This is a genomic window from Sulfobacillus thermotolerans (assembly GCF_039623705.1).
In the GTDB taxonomy this organism is placed as follows: Bacteria; Bacillota; Sulfobacillia; order Sulfobacillales; family Sulfobacillaceae; genus Sulfobacillus; species Sulfobacillus thermotolerans.
The window spans coordinates 2,372,275-2,391,418 of sequence record NZ_CP133983.1; the positions used below are offsets into that span (position 1 = coordinate 2,372,275).

General features: G+C 52.4%; 20 protein-coding genes and 1 pseudogene. 18 read left to right on the forward strand and 3 right to left on the reverse strand.

Features of this window, described 5'->3' with window-relative positions; translation table 11 throughout:
* The first annotated feature begins 5 nt into the window (after nt 1-5).
* Genes ORD20_RS12315 through ORD20_RS12335 form a run of 5 tightly spaced genes read left to right on the forward strand, consistent with a single transcriptional unit; the run spans nt 6 to nt 2,932 of the window.
* Nucleotides 6-200, forward strand: coding sequence for a hypothetical protein (locus ORD20_RS12315; RefSeq protein WP_103374398.1), 195 nt, complete (start codon nt 6-8; stop codon nt 198-200).
* The gene (locus ORD20_RS12320; RefSeq protein WP_103374397.1) at nt 200-1,468 is read left to right on the forward strand and encodes an ABC transporter substrate-binding protein; all 1,269 of its coding nucleotides are present in this window, start codon (nt 200-202) and stop codon (nt 1,466-1,468) included. The genes ORD20_RS12315 and ORD20_RS12320 overlap by 1 nt, the downstream gene beginning before the upstream one ends.
* Nucleotides 1,469-1,512: 44 nt before the next feature.
* Entirely contained in the window at nt 1,513-2,112 is a 600-nt protein-coding gene (coaE, locus tag ORD20_RS12325) for a dephospho-CoA kinase (protein WP_103374396.1), read from the forward strand.
* The gene (locus ORD20_RS12330; RefSeq protein WP_103374395.1) at nt 2,085-2,726 is read left to right on the forward strand and encodes a lytic transglycosylase domain-containing protein; all 642 of its coding nucleotides are present in this window, start codon (nt 2,085-2,087) and stop codon (nt 2,724-2,726) included. The genes coaE and ORD20_RS12330 overlap by 28 nt, the downstream gene beginning before the upstream one ends.
* Nucleotides 2,723-2,932, forward strand: coding sequence for a hypothetical protein (locus ORD20_RS12335; protein ID WP_103374394.1), 210 nt, complete (start codon nt 2,723-2,725; stop codon nt 2,930-2,932). Before ORD20_RS12330 ends, ORD20_RS12335 begins: the two co-directional genes overlap by 4 nt.
* Nucleotides 2,933-2,960: 28 nt before the next feature.
* Here the strand turns inward: ORD20_RS12335 and ORD20_RS12340 are convergent, their stop codons facing one another.
* A complete protein-coding gene (locus ORD20_RS12340) occupies nt 2,961-4,106 on the reverse strand; it encodes a homoserine dehydrogenase (protein ID WP_103374393.1) in 1,146 nt (381 codons plus the stop codon).
* 348 nt (nt 4,107-4,454) lie between these two features.
* Between ORD20_RS12340 and ORD20_RS12345 the strand changes: the two genes are divergently transcribed.
* The 4 genes from ORD20_RS12345 to ORD20_RS12360 are packed head-to-tail and all read left to right on the forward strand — an operon-like array spanning nt 4,455 to nt 7,223.
* On the forward strand, nt 4,455-5,324 hold the full coding sequence (locus ORD20_RS12345; protein ID WP_173677062.1) for a VanW family protein: 870 nt from the start codon (nt 4,455-4,457) through the stop codon (nt 5,322-5,324).
* A 46-nt stretch (nt 5,325-5,370) separates the two neighbouring features.
* Nucleotides 5,371-6,213, forward strand: coding sequence for an EamA family transporter (locus tag ORD20_RS12350; protein WP_103374392.1), 843 nt, complete (start codon nt 5,371-5,373; stop codon nt 6,211-6,213).
* Between the two features lie 32 nt (nt 6,214-6,245).
* On the forward strand, nt 6,246-6,788 hold the full coding sequence (locus ORD20_RS12355) for a cob(I)yrinic acid a,c-diamide adenosyltransferase (RefSeq protein WP_103374391.1): 543 nt from the start codon (nt 6,246-6,248) through the stop codon (nt 6,786-6,788).
* A gap of 18 nt (nt 6,789-6,806) precedes the next feature.
* Nucleotides 6,807-7,223, forward strand: a complete 417-nt coding sequence (locus ORD20_RS12360) for a DUF2203 domain-containing protein (RefSeq protein ID WP_103374390.1) — start codon at nt 6,807-6,809, stop codon at nt 7,221-7,223.
* A gap of 20 nt (nt 7,224-7,243) precedes the next feature.
* Here the strand turns inward: ORD20_RS12360 and ORD20_RS12365 are convergent, their stop codons facing one another.
* Entirely contained in the window at nt 7,244-7,819 is a 576-nt protein-coding gene (locus tag ORD20_RS12365) for an HDIG domain-containing metalloprotein (RefSeq protein ID WP_103374389.1), read from the reverse strand.
* A gap of 146 nt (nt 7,820-7,965) precedes the next feature.
* Between ORD20_RS12365 and ORD20_RS12370 the strand changes: the two genes are divergently transcribed.
* The gene (locus ORD20_RS12370; RefSeq protein WP_103374388.1) at nt 7,966-8,940 is read left to right on the forward strand and encodes an NAD(P)/FAD-dependent oxidoreductase; all 975 of its coding nucleotides are present in this window, start codon (nt 7,966-7,968) and stop codon (nt 8,938-8,940) included.
* A gap of 2 nt (nt 8,941-8,942) precedes the next feature.
* Here ORD20_RS12370 and ORD20_RS12375 read toward each other — a convergent pair whose 3' ends face one another.
* A complete protein-coding gene (locus ORD20_RS12375; protein ID WP_103374387.1) occupies nt 8,943-10,697 on the reverse strand; it encodes a M61 family metallopeptidase in 1,755 nt (584 codons plus the stop codon).
* 185 nt (nt 10,698-10,882) lie between these two features.
* Between ORD20_RS12375 and ORD20_RS12380 the strand changes: the two genes are divergently transcribed.
* The 8 genes and pseudogenes from ORD20_RS12380 to ORD20_RS12415 all read left to right on the forward strand — a co-directional run bounded on the left by ORD20_RS12380 (nt 10,883) and on the right by ORD20_RS12415 (nt 19,120).
* Entirely contained in the window at nt 10,883-11,530 is a 648-nt protein-coding gene (locus ORD20_RS12380) for an IS607 family transposase (RefSeq protein ID WP_103374386.1), read from the forward strand.
* Entirely contained in the window at nt 11,490-12,911 is a 1,422-nt protein-coding gene (locus ORD20_RS12385) for a zinc ribbon domain-containing protein (RefSeq protein ID WP_103374385.1), read from the forward strand. Before ORD20_RS12380 ends, ORD20_RS12385 begins: the two co-directional genes overlap by 41 nt.
* Nucleotides 12,912-13,136: 225 nt before the next feature.
* Complete coding sequence (locus ORD20_RS12390) at nt 13,137-14,039, forward strand: class I fructose-bisphosphate aldolase (RefSeq protein ID WP_103374500.1); 903 nt, start codon at nt 13,137-13,139, stop codon at nt 14,037-14,039.
* A 234-nt stretch (nt 14,040-14,273) separates the two neighbouring features.
* A complete protein-coding gene (locus ORD20_RS12395; RefSeq protein ID WP_103374384.1) occupies nt 14,274-15,143 on the forward strand; it encodes a coenzyme F420-0:L-glutamate ligase in 870 nt (289 codons plus the stop codon).
* A 109-nt stretch (nt 15,144-15,252) separates the two neighbouring features.
* Nucleotides 15,253-16,062, forward strand: a complete 810-nt coding sequence (locus tag ORD20_RS12400) for a Glu/Leu/Phe/Val dehydrogenase dimerization domain-containing protein (protein WP_430626721.1) — start codon at nt 15,253-15,255, stop codon at nt 16,060-16,062.
* Nucleotides 15,963-17,381: pseudogene (locus ORD20_RS12405) on the forward strand (acyl-CoA mutase large subunit family protein); the annotation flags it as partial. The gene ORD20_RS12400 and the pseudogene ORD20_RS12405, both read left to right, overlap by 100 nt.
* 61 nt (nt 17,382-17,442) lie before the next feature.
* Nucleotides 17,443-17,937, forward strand: coding sequence for an NUDIX hydrolase (locus ORD20_RS12410; protein WP_103374381.1), 495 nt, complete (start codon nt 17,443-17,445; stop codon nt 17,935-17,937).
* Nucleotides 17,938-17,989: 52 nt separating this feature from the next.
* On the forward strand, nt 17,990-19,120 hold the full coding sequence (locus ORD20_RS12415) for a hypothetical protein (RefSeq protein WP_103374380.1): 1,131 nt from the start codon (nt 17,990-17,992) through the stop codon (nt 19,118-19,120).
* Nucleotides 19,121-19,144 lie beyond the last annotated feature (24 nt).

Sequence of the window (19,144 nt, forward strand, 5' to 3'; positions counted from 1 at the left end):
TTTTCTTGCAACATCTGACATTTGGGGTGGATTCGTTAACGGAGGCCCAGAATTTGAAAAATATCTTGTGGGACTCGTATGAGGTTCGGGGAGAAGTTGAGATAATTCCTCAAGAACACGACAAATACCGTGTGAATGTCATTTCAGAAAAGGATTTAACGCCATCGCAGTTGGAGAAACTGCCTGGGAAACAAGGCTGATGCGGGGGCGGATATGGCCATGGTTGTTGCTGGTACTGGCCTTTCTACCGGCGCTGCTGATTCAACGACCGCAGGAAAGACTAGCGCCGGTAACCAGTCATGTTTTTACCGAAGTGATTTTTCAAAGTCCCGGTAATGTTGATCCTGCTTTAGCGTCGTCGCCTGCCGATTGGCAGGTGGCAAGCAATGTGTTTCAAACGTTGCTGACGGTGTCTCCTACGGGACGCCTTGAGCCAGGGCTAGCTAGCGCTGTCAGTTATCAAGGCAATACGGTGAAAATTGAACTGCGTCCCGCCCGCTTATCCAATGGCCGACGCATAACAGCTGACCTTGTTGCTGAGGCCCTCGTCAGACCTTTGGTAGCCCCTGTGAATTCATCGGCGGCGCAACATCTATTGGCCGAGGTGGTTGGGACCAACCGATTTGAACATGGACAAGCTCATTATGTTCAAGGGATTGCGGTCAACGGGCCCTTAAGTCTGCAATTAACCTTAAAAAAGCCGGTGACGACGACATTCTTACAAAATTTGGCGAATCCGGTTCTGGCTATCGTTCCGGTATCGGACCAAAGCCAGGGCGGCCAAAATTGGCAGTTCACCAATTTGATTGGCACGGGTGGCTACGCCCTGACGCAATGGACCCCAGGGGATCATTTGAGTTTTTCTAAGGTTTCGGGCTCTGGGCCGCAGGCGGTCAATCTCGAGGTCTATTCCCAGCTGAATCAGGCCTTACTAGCGTATCAGAATGGCTTGGTCAATGCGGTGCCGATTGCTCCAACGGCCCTATCCCGTTTAACGCGGCGAGAATTGACACATGTGCAGACGTTAACTCAGCCGGGGGTTGTGACCTTGTACATCAATGCACATCAGTCCACGGCGGCCATGTCCCGTATTAATATCAGGCATTGGGTTTCCAAAGCGTTCCGAGGTTTGCTGCCGCCATTATCACCATCAACTCGCCTCCCATCTCACGGGCAGGGGCCATTTGTTGTATGGGTAGACCGGACAGATTCCCAAGCGGTCCAATTAGCCCAATCATTGGTGACGTTGTCGCGGGGACGTATTGCCATACAGCAGACGACGGCTGCCCATTTGGCTACGGTAGCGAAAAATGGACAAATCGGAGCGTATATTGGGCAGCATCGCTGGTTTACTCACGGAACATCTGTAGAATTGGTAAAACGCCGCTCTTTTTGGCTCTTTTCCCAATCGATGCCCCATGCGGAGGTATTGTCTCATCAAGTATTGTCGTGGCATTCTGTTCCGTAAAGACCGACCATATGGTAAGGGTGAGACAGGCTGGAGGTGATGACATGCGTGTCGTGGGGCTAACAGGGGGCATCGGCAGTGGAAAATCAGAGGTCAGCCGGATATTGAAAGAGTTGGGGGCACCTGTCATTGATGCGGATGCGTTAACACACCAGTGTCAAAGGCGCGGCCAGCTGGTGTGGCGTGCGGTGTGGGATCGTTACGGGTGGGGTATTCTGGGGCCGGATGGGGAACTGCTGCGTCGGAAGTTGGGTCACATCATTTTTCATGAGGCTTCTGAACGTGAAGCATTGAATCGTATCGTTCATCCGGCCGTGAAGCGGCAAATTCAGGAGAGGCTCGCGGAGCTTGAAAGGCAAGGCTCCAAGGTTGTGGTCTTGGATATTCCGTTATTAATTGAAGGAGAATGGCGAACCCAGGTGGACGAGATCTGGGTTGTATATTCTGATCCGCATCAGCAACTTGCTCGGGTGATGGCACGGGATCATATTGGCCCGGATGAAGCGCGGCGACGTATTGCCGCACAAATGCCGTTAGCGGAGAAAGTTCAATATGCCGATCATGTAATTGACAACCAAGGAACGTTGTTGTCTTTAAGGGAACAGGTGACGCAACTATGGCGCAACGCACACACTATCGCCTAAATCCCAAGCGCAGCGCGGGTTTGTGGCTGCTGGTGATCATTTTCATGATTTTTGGCGCGTACCATTATGTAGCCCCGCTCCCCTACCGAGCGATTGTGTGGAAAGAGGCGCGCGCCCATTCGGTTAGTCCTTATTTGGTCGCTGCCGTTATTCGGGTTGAGAGTAGCTACCGTCCTGATGCCGTCAGCGCAAAAGGCGCGGTGGGGCTCATGCAGTTAATGCCTGCGACGGCGCAGTGGGCTAGCCAAAAAGCGGATAAGCGCTCGATTAAAACACAAGACTTGAACAATCCGGCACTCAATATCCACCTCGGCACATGGTACCTTAGCCAGTTGCTGGGCAATTTTTATGGGAATCCCGTTCTTGGATTAGCGGCATATAACGCGGGAGGACGCAATGTAGCACGGTGGATAGCAGAGGGGAGATTGCAGCCGACATCCACCACTTCAGATCAAATCCCCTTTCCAGAAACCAAGAATTTTGTGACCCGCGTGCTCTTTTATGAAAAAGTCTATCATTTTCTCTACGGGGCGTTTCCGGCGATGCAGCCACCATTATCACGCGACCTCGCAGAGGGTCTAAAAGTCTGGCATCAGATTATGGGGCGTGAATGAAAACACGCGCAGAAGCCACACTAGTTGTGGGGGGTGGTATCTTGGCAAAAATCTTGTCCGAGGCCACAAAAATGAAATTGAGTGAACGGTTGGGTGTCGATGACATTGTTCGCCGTGAAGGATGGGGTGCCGTACCGGCACGCGAATGCGGCAATTTGGTCCGCGAAGCCATCCGCATGGCGGAGGAACAGCTTCAGAATCAATAGAGCCCCATGAGGACGGCCTAGGCCGTCCTCATTTTGCGCGGTATCGGTATTGGATGATGCTAGGGTCCTCCGGTAACTTGTGGGGAGCGACAATAAAGCCCGGGCCGCTGCGCAGGGCATCTGCGATGTGCGGTAAAGGCTTGTCAGGGTTGTCCATGAAGATGAAATAGGCATCATCAACATTTTCCGCATAGGATGGCGAAAAAAAGAGCGGATTACGGTCGGGAACGGACATACGGATCCGTTGAATATCGGCGACAATGCTAGTGGCCGTGGCAATCCCACCCGCTCCTGGCCCTTCAATCCAGGTCCAGCCAGCTTCTGACAGAAAGCCAATCGCATTCTGTGAGCCATGCAATTGGAGATAGCGGTGGTCCTGAGGATAGACAGTGGGGGCTACCACAAACCCAATGCTCCCAGGGTGGCGTTCAGCGCGTGCGACAAGCCGCATGCCAAAGCCCATTTGGCGCAGGCGCGTCAGATGCTCGGCGTCAATCTGACGGATCCCTTCTACGATGCCTTCTTCCGCATCAACCCAGGCATGAAAGGCTAACCCCGCTAGAATCGTCAGCTTGCGGGCACTATCCCAGCCATCAACATCGGCTGACGGATCTTGTTCGGCAAATCCTAGGGCTTGAGCGCGCTCTAGTGCATGGTGATATGACATGCCTTGGTCCATTTGGTCAAGGATAAAATTGGTCGTGCCGTTCACAACGCCTTCGACAACGTGAATGGGTACGGTGCTTAAGTGCTGTGACAACGCATCAAGTACTGGAATGCCGCCTCCAACACTGGCCTCAAATAGGAAATTTTGTCGGGCTTCTCGAGCACGACTCATCAATTCTGGACCATAACGGGCCACAACGGCTTTGTTTGCGGTCACAACGGATTTGCGTTGTCCCAACGCTGCGACAATAAGGTCGTAGGCAGGACGAAGGCCACCCATGACCTCTACGATGACGTCAATATCCGGATCGGACAAAATGTCGTCGGGATTAGAGGTAAAGGGGATAGCATACTTTCCCTGATAGTTTTCAGGATGACGTACAAGGGCTTTTGCGACATGGAGTCCTTCCCGTCTGTTGACCACGTCCAGCACGCCCTGACCTACGGTGCCAAACCCCAATAATCCAATCTGTGTGTTTTCCATAATTCCTTGGCGGAGGGCTTGCACCGCCTTCCTCCCTTCTCACGCATTGCAACGGTAGGGATACTCCTATCCGTCTTGGCGTTGAACGACACGGCAGTATTTGCACACGGTTATGTTGCGAACGTCGTGGTAGTAGCCTTCACACAAGCATCATTGGCACAGAGGGATAGTAGACCCTGTTTTACCTTGAGCTTCATGTGCGCATGGCATGCGGCAAAGACTGCTTGTCTTCCTCATAGTGTGCCACAACTTGGCGGATTGTGCACAAAATGCACGAGATAACATTCTTGGGAAAGGGTGGCAATGCGTGGCGAGGAGTGGAAACCCTACGTCTGGGGCAAGATACCGTCAAATAGGGAGGGATTAAAACTTATGTTGCGTTTTTGGCTATTGGCGGCTTGGCTAGGGCTTTTTCCGGGGGTTTCGGCACCTGCGGTCATTGCTCCGCATGGTGGGGCGCTGTGGGCACGCTTGGAATATCACGCACAGGCTCCCTTGGTCACAGAGCAAGGACCTGGGGGAGATAAGGTGATTCCCTTGCATTATTTGCTTGGGCAACAGACGACCAATTATTTTCATGCCACACCGAGTCAAGCTAAAAATATTGAGCTCGCGGCAAGCCGGATTAACGGTACGGTCATTCAGCCTGGCCACATCTTTTCATATTATAAGGTGGTGGGACCTTACACCGCGGAGAATGGATATGGGTGGGGGCGTGCTTTTGTGGGAGACCGTATCGTACCTTCGGTGGGTGGCGGCGTGTGCCAAGGCTCATCCACCTTGTATTCGGCTTTGTTACGGACAGGATTGCCCATTATTGAGCGCCATAACCACGGGTTAACGGTCCCGTATTTGCCACCGGGAGAGGATGCCACAGTTGCGAGTGATTACCTCAATTTTCAATTTCGAAACAATCGCTCGACACCTATTCTTCTCAGTGCACAAGCTGGGCAGCGCCATTTGACGGTAAAAATTTGGGGTGCCTCGGCTGGACCCGAAATTATTGTGCACCATAAAACGTTGCAAACGTATCCCTACCGGACGATAGTCCGCTACAATTCAAAGCTCAAGCCCGGTGAAGAAAAAATTTTAGCGCCGGGGCAGCCTGGTGTTCGGGTTGAGACCTGGTTAGAAATTAAAGAGCCTCAAGGAACTCGCACGAAAGTGATAGGGATTGACCATTATCGCCCGAGTCCTCGCATTATTGAAAAAGGGCCATCCGTGAGCTCCCCCACGCCTTAAGACTAGTTCGCCCCCTCGTCCCATAGAATGGGACAGGGGGACGGCTATGGACCTGTGGATTGTACTTCGCATTGTCAGCTTAACAGGAGAACGGCTGGCTTACCGCGTGTTTGGACGCGACCGAGCCAGCCCTTGGGCCGTTATGGGGCTTTCCTACGTGGGTGCCGCAGTCTGGCTGTGGGCGATTGCTGCATGGAAGGGCACGAGTGGGTTCGATTGGCAGGCCTTAGGCCCTGGCACGCTTTATGCTGGAGCATTTGCCTTATCTACGATGTCTTTGGTGATTGGGGAAGCGAGTCAGGTGAGCCCGTGGTCCAATGCCACAACACTCTTATTGTTTTTGATTCATCCAGCCCATTTACCCCCCACGTCATGGCTCCTCATTGGATTGTTTGCCGTCGGAGCGTGGTGGCAGGTTCAAGGCCATTTATCAAAACCCGTGTGGATGATGTTAGCCAGTGACGGCCTCCTCGCTATGGGCCGTTTGGCAGATGTCCACGTGCAGTCCCCTGATCCGTGGACATATGGTGCCAGTCTTATGACCTGTGTTGCATCATGGATGATTGCTGCTGTATTTTGGCACCAAGAAGGCAAAGCTGTTTTTCGTGTCGCAAAGGCAATGCCTGTAACCACAGGCATTGTGGGCCTGTTAAACGCGATCGCGTATGTCAGTGTGGTCATTCTTTTAAAGAGATGGCCGGCGAGTCTCGTTGAGGCCTCGTCGGCGGTTGCAGCATTCTTTGCCGCGCTGATCGCCGTCTATTTGTTTCGAGAAGCGGCTAATTCTCGTAGAATAGGAGGAGCCGCTATCATGACAGTCACCGCTGTGCTTTTAATCCTTGATTATAGCCGGGTAGCAGGACATCAAGGTCTAGGAGATCCGTGGTGAATAGGGCGTAAGGCACGCAGGAGGACTGACGAATGAAAATTTACACGAAAACAGGCGACACGGGGCTTACTAGCTTATGGGGGCACGGCGGAATGAAGCGCGTGCCAAAAGATGGAGTGCGGGTCGAATCCTATGGAGCCGTGGACGAGGCGAATGCGGCTATTGGTGTAGCCCGTGCATACTTGGCGCCTGGACGGCTGGATAACATGCTCAGACAAATCCAGAATGATTTGTTTGGCTTGGGGGCGGATTTGTCTAATATCAGCCCGGACCGGACCGACCGACTCTCGGACCAGGCGGTAGAGATGCTAGAACAATGGATTGACTTGCTTGATCAGGGGTTGCCAGCACTTCGGCAATTTATCTTGCCAGGAGGAGCTCCCGCGGCGGCCTTTTTGCAGCAGGCGCGAACCATTGTGCGCCGGGCAGAACGCCGCTTAGTGGCCCTCATCCAAGAGGAACCCTCATATGCCTTGCAGTTGAAATATTTAAACCGATTATCCGATTTTTTGTTTGTTGCCGCACGGGAAGCTAACCAGGTAGCTGGTGTCTCGGACGAGCTGGCGCAATTTTAGTGACAGGAGGTTGGGGTAATGGTAGCCAGACAATTTACGGTTGACGAGGCCAATCAATTGCTCGAGCCTCTGCGCGAACTTCTCACAACTTTGCAGACGCTGCAGCGACAAGCTCGCTTGAAATATGAAGAAATGCGGGATATTCGAGAGGTCGGGTACCGCAAAGATGGTAACTTGATCATGCTGAGTGACTACCAATTGGCAAAACAGGAATTTGATCAAGTGGTGGCCGATGCGAATGGCGTCTTAGCGGACATCAATCAGATGGGATGTCGGGTAACCGATGTCGAAATGGGATTGGTAGATTTTCCGAGTGAACGGGAGGGGGAGCCCATTTATCTGTGCTGGAAAATGGATGAACCGTCTGTTCTCTATTATCATGGCGTTGACGAAGGATTTTCAGGACGCAAGCGACTGGAATCCTCCTCGGGTTGAACCTCCGAGGAGTTTTCTTTTTACGGGTTCAATCCGAGTGCTTGCGCATGCAAGATCAGTGCGTCGACGATAAAAGCAATGAGCTCCTCAAGAGGAATACCTAATCCTTCGGCGCCTTGAATTACATCCGTGCGATTGACGCCTTTTGCAAAGCTTTTGTCTTTTAATTTCTTAATAACGGAACGGGGACTGACTTCACTTAAACTCTTAGTGGGGCGAACGAGTGTGACGGCCACAACAAACCCGGTCAATTCGTCGGCGGCATAAATGGCACGTTTAAGCACTGAGTCCCGGGGTATGCCATTTTCGGTGACATGCGAAGCAATCGCTTCAATGATGGTAGGGGGGAACCCTTCCGCTTCTAAAATTTTCCCGCCTTCAATTGTATGTTGCCCAATTTCGGGATAGGCTTCGTAATCAAAATCATGCAGGAGACCCACCGTACCAAATAGGTCCGCATCTTCGCCATAACGCTCAGCCAATGCCCGCATGACGGCTTCTACCGCTAGTCCATGCTTAATAAGCGAAGGATTTTTCGTATAGCGAGTCAGCAAGGCAAGGCTTGTCTCCCGATCGGGTAGCGACGAAAGAGACATCAGAAAACCACCTCCATATTAATTAGGAGTTTTCAGACGACAATAACGCGAAATAAGATTTTTGACAAGGAGAAAATCCAGTGGATACACTGATGAAGGAATTCGGAAGGATTTCCATTCGAGCATACGAACAGTGAGGGAACGCCATGGCAGAGAGCTCGGCAGAAGTGCTTATCGTGGGGGGAGGACCAACAGGTCTTTATGCGCTCTATTTGACAGGGCTGCATCATCTGGACACGATTTTATTGGAACGCTTGCCTCGTCTTGGGGGCCAGTTAGACCACTTGTATCCAGACAAACCCATTTATGATGTCGGCGGATTTCCGATGATTACCGGACACAATTTGGTGGAGGCTTTGAAGCAACAAGCGTTGCAGTATCCCAGCCGCGTGTTATTGAATACGACGGCCCAATCTCTCACCGCCGAAGGCGGTCTTTGGCATATTGAGACAGACCATGGACCTGTCTCGGGCCGCACTGTTATCATTACCGCAGGCATTGGGGAATTTATTCCGAGGCGTTTTAATGTTGATGCCATCGATCGTTTTGAAGGCCACGGTTTGTATTACGTTGTCAATACGCTGGAAGATTTTCGGGGGCACGATGTATTGGTCGTAGGAGGGGGGGATTCCGCGGCGGACTGGGCCATGGCGGTGGCGCAGGTGGCCCGACAAGTCTGGATGATTCATCGCCGCGATACGTTTCAGTGCCATGCGGACAGTTTAGCCAAGTTGCAAGCGCTTCCTAACGTCACTTTACTGCCGCGCCACGAATTAGTCGCCATTGAGGGAAGTTCCGATGGCATTGACTCCGTTAGTCTGCGTGATAACCAGACACAGACTCTAGCCTCATTAGCCTTAAGTCGCGTCATCGTAGCGATAGGGCTTTTGCCGGGGACGCAAATTTTTCAGCGTTGGAACCTACAAGGCAACGGGACAGAGATTCATGTAAATTCGGCGATGCACACGAATTTGCCGGGAGTTTTTGCTGCCGGCGACATCGTGAGTTATCCAGGCAAAGTCAAGTTGATTTCGGCTGGATTCGGTGAAGCGGCTACGGCCGTAGAGTCGGCACGCCATTATCTGCGAACCGCCTCCACGGTGGAATTAACGAATTTATAAAATCACGGCAAAGGGGCTCCCAACCAGTCGCGAAATTGTTGGCGGGCCTTTTCTGTGCTCTGAGCTTCGGGTTCAAGGGCCCACTTGTCGGGTTTTGGAGCCTCGGGGATGAGGGTGTAGATCTGCAATCGTTGGTGACGGAATATGGTGACGGTGACTGGGCGTCCGGGGACGCAATGCGCCAAGCGTGTGTCGAGATCTTGAAAACGCAAGCGGACTTGATCCCAAGCAATCCATTCGTCGCCGGGAGCCAATCCTGCCGCCTCTCCGGGGCTTCCTTGCAGAACCGACTTAATTTTGACACGGTCGGTTTCAGATCGTTCGACGATGAGGCCAGTAAAAGCGGGCGTCATGCGGGGATTTTTCCATTCCTTCTTTAAAGCAAGGCCAAACTCAGGCCACAGATCGGTTTCTAAATCATCCGTACCATAGACCCACCGGCTCAGCCATGTGCGGACGATCGGGCCGCCAACCTCCTCTAGGGCGTGGTCCACGGCATTTTCAGGGTAGCCATGGTCGCCATATTGCTCCCATAATGTTTGCAGTACGGTGTCAAGGCTTCCACGGCCATTCGTGGCATGCCGCAAAGAGAGGTCCATGAAAAGCGCCACCAAAGCTCCTTTGAGGTAATAGCTGACCGTAATGTTCGGCGTATTTCCATCGGGGCGGTAAAATTTGATCCACGCATCCCATGACGCTTCTGCCACACTCTGTACCTTGTGGCCGGGAGTCATGTCCAAGATTCGAAGGGATTCGGCAAAATGTTGTAGGACAATGTCTGGGGTGACGGTGCCCGAGCGCGCTAACAATAGCCATGCGTAATAATCTGTCCAACCTTCTAGTACCCAGAGTAAATGGGTGTAGACTTCGTGTTGATAGTCAAAGGAACCTAAATTCTGTGGACGAAGTCGTTTGACATTCCACAAATGGAAATATTCATGAGCAAACAGCGCCAAAATTTTCGGATATTGCTCCGGATTATCGAGTTGTAACGGATCGAAGATAATACTGGCTGAGCTGCGGTGTTCGAGCCCACCACCTTGGTCTGGAACCCCCGCCACCAAAAATACGTAGCGAGTGTAGGGTAAAAGACCACCAAAGACTGCATGAGCCGCCTCTAAAATGCGTGGGAGGTCACGCAGAAGGTTGGAAAGGTTGGTTCGGTCAAATCCCGTCAGGATGAGCTCATGGCGGACGCCATTCATTTCAAAGCTTTCTCGGCGAAATGTTCCGCATTCTACAGGACTGTCCACAAGGGTATCATAGTCAGCCGCAGTAAAAACGAAGCCTGGAGCAGCAGAGCGTTCGAGGGCCGTGGCAACATCCCAGCCTGGGAAGGGGACGACTTCAAGTTCGATCATATAAGGCACGTCAGTTTGTGGATAAAGAAAAACGTTCGCACCATTGAAATATCCCCGTGTGGTATCTAAATAGCTTGAGCGCACGCTCAATTCGAAGGCATAGACATCGTAAGCCAATTGCCATGTCGATGCGGAGCCGTCGTCAGGTACGAGGGACCATTCGGCCTTTCCCACCTTATCAACTCGCACCGGGTGTCCTGCGTGATGGGCACGGACTTGACTCACATTTTTGGCAAACTCGCGCACGAGATAAGACCCTGGGGTCCAAACGGGCAACGCCCAGTGTAAGGGCATCGGATGTGGGCCGCTCCACGTAATCTCGACATGAAAGCGGTGACGGCCTGGGTCTTCCATAGAAATTTGATATCGCAATGTCGATGGAGCAGTCGTTGGCATAGGTCCTCCTTGAATTTATGATCGCGTGCCGTGCACTGAGGGAGACACCCGCAGTTTGATGATACCCAAAAATCGCCAAAATGTCCCGCCTTATGGGGGTTGTCTTGGGTTCTATAGGGGTTTCAATCAGTAACTAAAATATTGCTTTTTCTCCACTAAATCATATTTTTCTGTATGATTTAGATATGCTATTAAGTTTAGAAGAAGCAGCGAAAGTCTTAGGGGTATCCAAAAGCACCATGCGCCGTTGGGAAGCGGAAGGGCGTCTGAAACCCGAGCGAACGCCGGGCGGACATCGCCGGTATCGGTCTGAAGAGTTAACGCAAAGGGCCGTGCATCCCCTGCCCAAAACAGATCGTGTGACCATCGCGTATGCCCGTGTGTCGAGTCCCGACCAGAAAGCCGACTTGGAAAGACAGGCCATGGTGTTATCCGAGTTCTGCACAACGAACGGCTGGACTCATGAGGTGATTCGTGATCGGGGATCCGGTCTGAATTACCACAAGAAAGGATTGCGTGAGCTTTTACAGCGCATTATGCGCAATGATGTGGAACGGCTCGTCGTCACCCATAAAGATCGGCTGTTGCGATTCGGCGCAGAACTGGTCTTTGCTCTCTGTGAAGAGTTCCACACCGAAGTGGTGATCGTCAATACATCAGAAGAGAGGTGCTACGAAGAAGAACTGACGCAGGACGTGCTCGAAATCATTACGGTGTTTTCCGCGAGACGGTATGGTTCCCGGAGCCACAAGAATAAAAAATTGATTGAACGCATGAAAGAGGCGACGCAAGATGATGCGAACCCGGCGGCGGCTGACCCGACAACCGAATAAACGCAAAACCGTTTTGCTCCATGACCTCATCGACCGGTACGCCCAGCAGAAAGATGCGTACCTGGTGGCACTCGCCAAAACGAAGAACTGGCACATTTGGCAATCGCCGCGCAAGGTCAAACGCCGATTTGCCCGTCAGTATAGTTATCACACGTTACCGATTCATATCGAAGATCAATGTGTTTTCGATGCCGTTGCGACGATGGTGGCGTGGGTGGAGAGTGCCAACGCTCTCAATCACTGGAAAAGCCAAGTCTTCGCCCACACGGAGGATGCGAATGCGCGCATCCGCTACTTTAAGGCGTTCAAGTCCTACGCTGAACTGGCCCAGGTGCTGTCTGGCGCATGGCACGATCCGTGGTTGTTCCACTTGATACGCAATCCCTTGATGCACCCACCGCGGGTTCACAATCGGCATAGTGCCATGCTGGACGACAGTAGCTATCGCGTGTTCATCGAGAAAGGAAAACAATATATTAGCCTCACGAGTCTTGTCAAAGGTCAGCGTATCGTGTTACCCCTTCTTGGCAACGCAGGCATCCGTGGGAATATTCGCGTGATGTATGCGGCCGATCACTTTGAGATTCATACGATGACCCAGGTCAACGTCAAGAAGATGTCCCCTGGCATCAAAAATATTGCGCTAGATGCGGGCACCACGGAAGTCTATACCGATCAGAATAACCGACGCTATGGCACTGACTTTGGGCGCATCCTCGCGAAGGTAGACGCGCGGGTGACGGATAAAGGCAAGAAGCGCAATCACATTCGTGATGCCGCGAAGAATAAAGTGCTTGTCCGTGAAGAAGAACGCCAGGCACACCTCAAGAAAGTGCATCGAAACAATCTGGGCAAGAAGAAACAAAACATGCGGCGTACCAAAGCCCGAGCAGCGTTTGCCACGGAAATTAACCACGCGCTCAACGACGTGTTGGAACAGAGACCGCAACGGATCATTGTCGAAGATTTAAGTCATATGCGCGGCAAGGCCCAAGGTAAGACCATGTCCCGTCAAGTGTCCTTGTGGATGCGTAGCGTCCTGGCCGAACGATTAGATTTTAAAACCACGGCGAGAGGTTCTCGCCGACAAGCGGTTGCGTTAGCGTATACGAGTCAGGAGTGCGCTCATTGCGGTTTCACGGCTAAAGACAACCGCAAAGGGGATCATTTCCGGTGCGTGTTTTGTGGCACGGTCGATACCGCCGATGGCAATGCAGCGAAGGTGATTTTAAAGCGGAGCACCGATCCCGAGATCAAACCGTGGATGACGAAAGAGGCCATTAAAAAGATCTTGGATCAGCGCAACGCCCAAATCACGGGGGCAACCCCAGCGCCGGTTGTGAAGGTCGCATCGCTTGTGGAGGATGTGACTCACCGTTAACGGCCTGACTCTAGCAACGGCAGACTGTCGTGGAAAGCCGTTCAGAGAGCGAACAATAAGACGAAAACTCCCCGTGAGTAGGTTTAGGGAAGTTTTTTGTAACGGAATAGGGCGGGAATGTTCTGTCAACCGTACGTTATGGCGGTCGAATTTTCCATTGCTACAGGGTTTGCTATGATGGAGACAGAACAGGAACCGACAAGAGAAAGGACTGACATATCGAACATGGCAGGTCTAGACATACGCACACATCTTGATCAATTGACTCTTAATGCGGGAAAAAAGGCGCGCTTATACCGCCTTCTCTATGGAGCTGGCCCCGCCAATGGGACGCTTATGATCTTACCCATTGACCAAGGACTGGAACATGGGCCGCGTGATTTTCTAGAGGCGCCAGAAAGTCTTGACCCCGGATTTCAGTTTCGCCTAGCCTTGGACGGGCACTTTTCCGCGATTGCTTGCCAAATCGGATTGGCTGAGAAATTTTATCCGGAATATGCGGGACAGGTTCCCTTGATTTTAAAACTCAATGGGAAGACCGAGATTCCGTCCGATAACGAACCGTTGTCGCCTCTGACCGCATCGGTGGAGGATGCGGTGCGGCTTGGCGCAGACGCGGTGGGGTACACCCTATACGTTGGGTCGCCCCGGCAAGATGAGGATTTTGCTCAGTTTCGTCAAATCCGGACGGAGGCAGAGCGCTTTGGAATGCCTGTCATTGTCTGGAGTTACCCGCGTGGAGCAGCGATCGAGGCGAAGGGAGGGAAGAACACCGTCTACGCTATAGACTACGCGGCTCGCGCGGCCCAAGAGCTCGGTGCGGACGTCATCAAGGTCAATGTGCCCAATGTGGAAGCAGATCTCAGCCAAGCACCTAAGGCCTATCAGCGTGAGTGGACACTTGATGCCGCATTATCTCAGATTATTCGTTCGGGTGGACGGTCTTTGGTCATCTTTGCAGGCGGGGAGAAAGCGTCAGAAGAAGAGACGTTGGCCAAGGCTCGCCAGTGCATGGATAGTGGAGCCACTGGACTGATTTTTGGGCGGACTGTATGGCAACGGTCATATCATGATGCGATGACACTAGCTGAGGAGATTCATAAATTGTTGGCCAATTATCCCGGCTAATGCTCCTTGAGAAGATAACGGAAAAAGGCGCTGACCATAAGGTCAGCGCCTTTTTCCGATGTTCCACAAAGGAATGTGGGCTGAGCCCCGGAAATGTTGCGGCCTGTTGCCAGAATTTAAATGATATGGAGAAGACAATCTGCCTTGGTAGAAGATGACGCCAATTGTGGGCGTACCTGGGGTATGCGTTGCGCATACGTTAAAGGGTATAAACGTGCGATGGGAGAGATGATCATGGCAGGGTCTGTCAACAAGAATGCACATCACGCCAACGAAGACGGCAATGGGACGTGGATTCAAAAACCAACGCAAACCGCTGGCTCTCAGCGATTTCAACGGTTTGTCGTGCGCAGCCATCTGGTGACACCAGGGGAAGATTTGCTTAAGACGCTCGTACCCTATTTTGCGGGGAAAGTGTCGCCGCGCGATATCGTGGTGATTGGAGAAAAGGTGGTAGCGATTGCCGAAGGGCGGGCGGTTTTGCTAAATCAAGTGAAGCCGCGGTGGATGGCCCGATGGTTGTCACGGCATGTGCGCCAGCTTGGATACGGGTTGGGCTTGCGGCGCCCCGAAACCATGGAGATGGCGATTCGTGAGGCGGGACTGCCGCGCATTTTAGCGGCGGCAACTGCCGGGGCCTTTGATCGTCTGACGGGACGTTCGGGAGACTTTTACCGGATTGCGGGGAGGGAAGTGGCGTCGATTGACGGGCCAGGGCCAACAACCATTCCGCCGTATAACGAATATATTGTCTTAGCACCAGAGCATGGACAAGAAATTGCCGACCGATTAGCTAAACTTTTGCATACACAGGTGGCCATTGTTGATGTCAATGATATCGGGGCGGAAGTCTTGGCAGCATCAGCGCGGGTCGACAAAGAATTGGTGCGCAGTCTTCTGCGTGATAATCCGATGGGCCAAGGTGCGCAACGCACTCCTCTGGCCGTGTTAAGGCCACAGGCTGTCGCTGAGCGGCGCACCGCATGGCCAACAGCACAGATTGGCGACGAGGAGGGGGGGATTGTGGGCATGATACCGGGGGAAGGTTTAGGGGGGCTTATTTGGGCGGACGATGAGGTGGCGTCAACCAAAACCAAGAGATAGAACGCGGATTGTTACTGGTTGCAATGCCTGTCCTTTGTCGCTAAAGTCATAGAAGAAGCGTGGAGCGTTTTTGCCGACAAGGGGGAATTCAATGAATATCTTTAAGGCTATGGCGCAGCAAGGGCATGAGCAAGTGATTTTCAACTTCGATAGGCGTACAGGATTGCGGGCGATTATTGCTATCCATGACACGACTTTGGGACCGGCCTTGGGCGGGTGTCGGCTGTTTCCCTATGGGTCTGAAGATGCCGCCATTGAGGATGTGCTCAGGCTGTCCGAAGGCATGACGTATAAGGCCGCCGCAGCAGGTATCGATTTCGGCGGCGGGCAAGCGGTCATCTTGGAAGATCCGGTGAATCGGTCAACTTCAGAAGCTCTGCGAGCATTCGGCCGCTTTGTGGAAACCCTTCAAGGTCGGTATATTACCGGGGAAGATGTTGGCATCAATGAATCAGATTTGGTCCAGGTAGCTAAAGAGACTCATCATGTGATTGGTTTGCCAAAAGCTTATGGAGGGTCCGGTGACACTGGTGATATGACGGCGCAGGGAGTGCTCACCGCTATCCGGGCATCGTTGGAATACCGATTTGGTTCGCCGTCGTTGACGGGACGTAGATTGGCCATCCAAGGCTTAGGCAAAGTAGGTTATCAACTCGCCCGCCGTGCCATGGCGGAGGGGGCGCATGTGATAGCCGCGGATATCAACCCGCATGTCGTCGGCAAAGCCTCAGCGGAACTGAACATAGAACCTGCCGATCCTTGGACAATTTTAGAAACACCTTGCGATGTTTTAGCACCTTGTGCCTTGGGCAATGTCTTGCCGGATTTGGAACAGCACGTGAAACAAATGAACGTTTTCATTATCTTTTGGAACAAGGGCAAACGGGATTGTCCGTGGCTTTCGACATGCCAACGTTGATGGGCTACGATTCGGACGACGGGCACAGCTTAGGAGAAGTAGGTCGGGAAGGTGTGGCTATTGATCATGTCGGCGATATGCAGCGTTTGTTTGAGGGAATCCCACTGGACAAAGTGTCGACGTCGATGACGATCAATGGGCCAGGCCCCATTATTTGGGCAATGTATCTGGTGGCTGCAGAACGCCAAGGCGTGGCTTGGGATCAGTTGCGAGGGACGTTGCAAGCAGACATTTTAAAAGAATACATTGCACAAAAAGAGTGGATTTTTCCTCCCAAACCGTCGATGCGCGTTATCGTGGATATGATGGCTTATGCGACGGCTCATGTTCCTCAGTGGAACTCCATTAGTATCAGTGGATATCACATTCGCGAAGCGGGATCGACGGCTGCGCAGGAACTGGCCTTTACCTTAGCGGATGGATTTGCTTATGTGGAAGCCGGTATAGCCGCTGGCCTTGATGTCGATGCATTTGCGCCACGTCTTTCCTTCTTTTTCAATGCCCATATTGACTTTTTTGAAGAAATTGCAAAATTTCGTGCGGCTCGCCGAATCTGGGCGCGCCATCTTAAAGAAATTTATGGAGCGAAAAATCCCAAGTCCTGGACCATGCGCTTTCATACGCAGACGGCTGGTTGTTCCTTAACCGCCCAACAGCCTGAGAACAATATTGTGCGGACGGCATATGAAGCGATGGCGGCGGTATTGGGAGGAACGCAATCACTGCACACGAATTCTATGGACGAAGTGTTATCGTTGCCAACAGAGAAGGCTGTGAAGATTGCTCTGCGAACGCAGCAGATTCTGGCATATGAGACGGGTGTTCCCAATACCGTGGACCCTTTGGCAGGCTCTTATTACGTTGAAGCCTTGACAGACCAAATGGAGCAGCTGGCGGAAGAGTATTTCCAGCGCATTCACGATCAAGGTGGCGTTCTCGAATGCATTGAGAATGGCTTTTTGCAGAGAGAAATCGCGGATGCCGCCTACCGTTATCAAAAAGAATTAGAAAATCACGAGCAGATTATGGTGGGGGTTAATGCATTTGTGGAGCCTCAAGAAGGAAACGTTATTCCCCTTTTGCGCATCGACCCAGCGGTCGAACGGGAGCAAGTTCAAAGCCTTCAGGCATGGAAACAGCAGCGGGATGCCGCCGCTGTACGGTCAACATTGTCCAGTCTTGAACGGGCGTGTGCCACGGAGTCGGCGCCATTAATGCCTGCCATTATCGATGCCGTTCGGGCTGGGTGTACCGAAGGTGAGATTGTCGAGGTGATGAAGTCAGTTTTTGGCACGTGGCGAGAGCGGCCTGTGTTCTAAGACGATATGGGCCTTGTATTAAGTAAACGACGCCTTTTAAGTCCCAGAACGGAGTGGCGCCATGCGATTTAAGCAGGCGTGGCAGCGGTTGAGATTCTTTGTAGTGGGGCGAATGCTGCCAAAACGTCTGGTTCAGTTCTTAATGTATCTAACGCAAACTAAATTCTTAGTGGCCGTCGTGGTAGTGCTGTGGCGCGATGACAAGATCTTGTTGTTGCGCCATAGCTATCGTCCTCGCTATCCATGGGGTTTGCTGACAGGCTGGGTCAATGCCGGAGAAACGCCCGAGGCGGCCGCGTGTCGGGAAATCTTTGAGGAAACGGGGTTGCATATTGAGCATTTGAAGTATTTCTATTCAGGTGTGCCACATCACCGTCATCTGGAAATCGGCTATTGGGCGGAGGTGTCGGAGCCAACGGTGTCTAAAAGTTCGAAAGACGGGGAGATTATGGAATCACGTTGGTTTGGTTTTACTGAACTGCCCGATCGGTTGTTGCCATCACAGTATCCCTTAATTGAGCAAGCTTACCGCCACTATCAGCATCTAGAAGCCTAATTGCTTGCGATTAATGTCGAAACGTCGCACAATAACGGGTGGTGATGCGACAATGACAAAATGGGTTAAAAGGCTGGGCATCGTGGGGCTATTGGGTGCGCTTGCGGGTTGTGGGACACCACCCGCGCCAACGCTATCAGTTCGGATGCCTCCGGCTTATCCAGGGATAGCAGCGACCTCCTTACAACCCATTAGCCCAGAACTAGAAGGCTATGTCGGGCGATTGGCTTTAACACCGACTGGAACCATTCGAGCGGAAGCTTTTTGGAGCAATGTGCCAGGAGCCCTGACAATGATAAGCTGGCAGCCGAGCAGCGGTGCAGTGCGTCAAACAGCATATGACGCGGCTTCTGCTTCAGCGTTGGGGATCAAGGGTCAGACTGCGGTTGAACATAAGTCAGCAGGGCTTGATGAATTTAGCGATGTGAGTGGCCAACAAACATTGTCTGTCCATGGACTCCTCACGCCAGCAGCCATGGCTGTGTCTGCATCCCGTGTCTACGCTGCGCTTCCTATGGGCCATCAACGCTGGGAAATGGCTGTCACATACGGCCAGCAGGTGTCCTTGTATCCCTTGCCATCAATCACGGGACAAGTCGTAGCCATGCAACCTGCACCCGGTGACGGGGTGTGGTTAGCCGAAGACCATCCCAATGTGGTTATGTTATGGCAAAAGGGTCGCGTGCTAACCCAGACGTCAGCAGATGGGCCCATTGTGGCCTTATCCTCTCCCCAGTTTTCTTCTTCAACCCCACAGGTCTTGGCATTAATTGCAGGGCCTGGTGCTTTCCCTCAAACGGCTAACCAAGTCATGAAAATTGGAGCACATGATACGTCTGTCACCATAATACCCTCTAGCTGGGCTGTTCCTGGGAATTCACAGTTATTTGCGGGAGGGGTCAGTCGTCTTGCCTGGGTGACGCCCCACGAAGCGGTCGTCACGTTGTGGGATGCTGGCGTCAACCAAGTGGCGATTGGTCGCGTGAATCTTGCTCGTGATGTTCTTGATGTCGTGCCTTCTAGCAATTTTTCTCCCGTTCTCCTCTACGGACAACCTCCTATTTTTCCCGTTATATCCACCCCCTCGGGGGTCATTGTGGTCGGACAGGGATATGGTCTAGCTTTTTATCTCCCATCAGCCGACGCATGGACCAAGTTCATAAAGACACCCGCCCCAGCATAAAGTGGAGGTATCACGAGCAGGGGG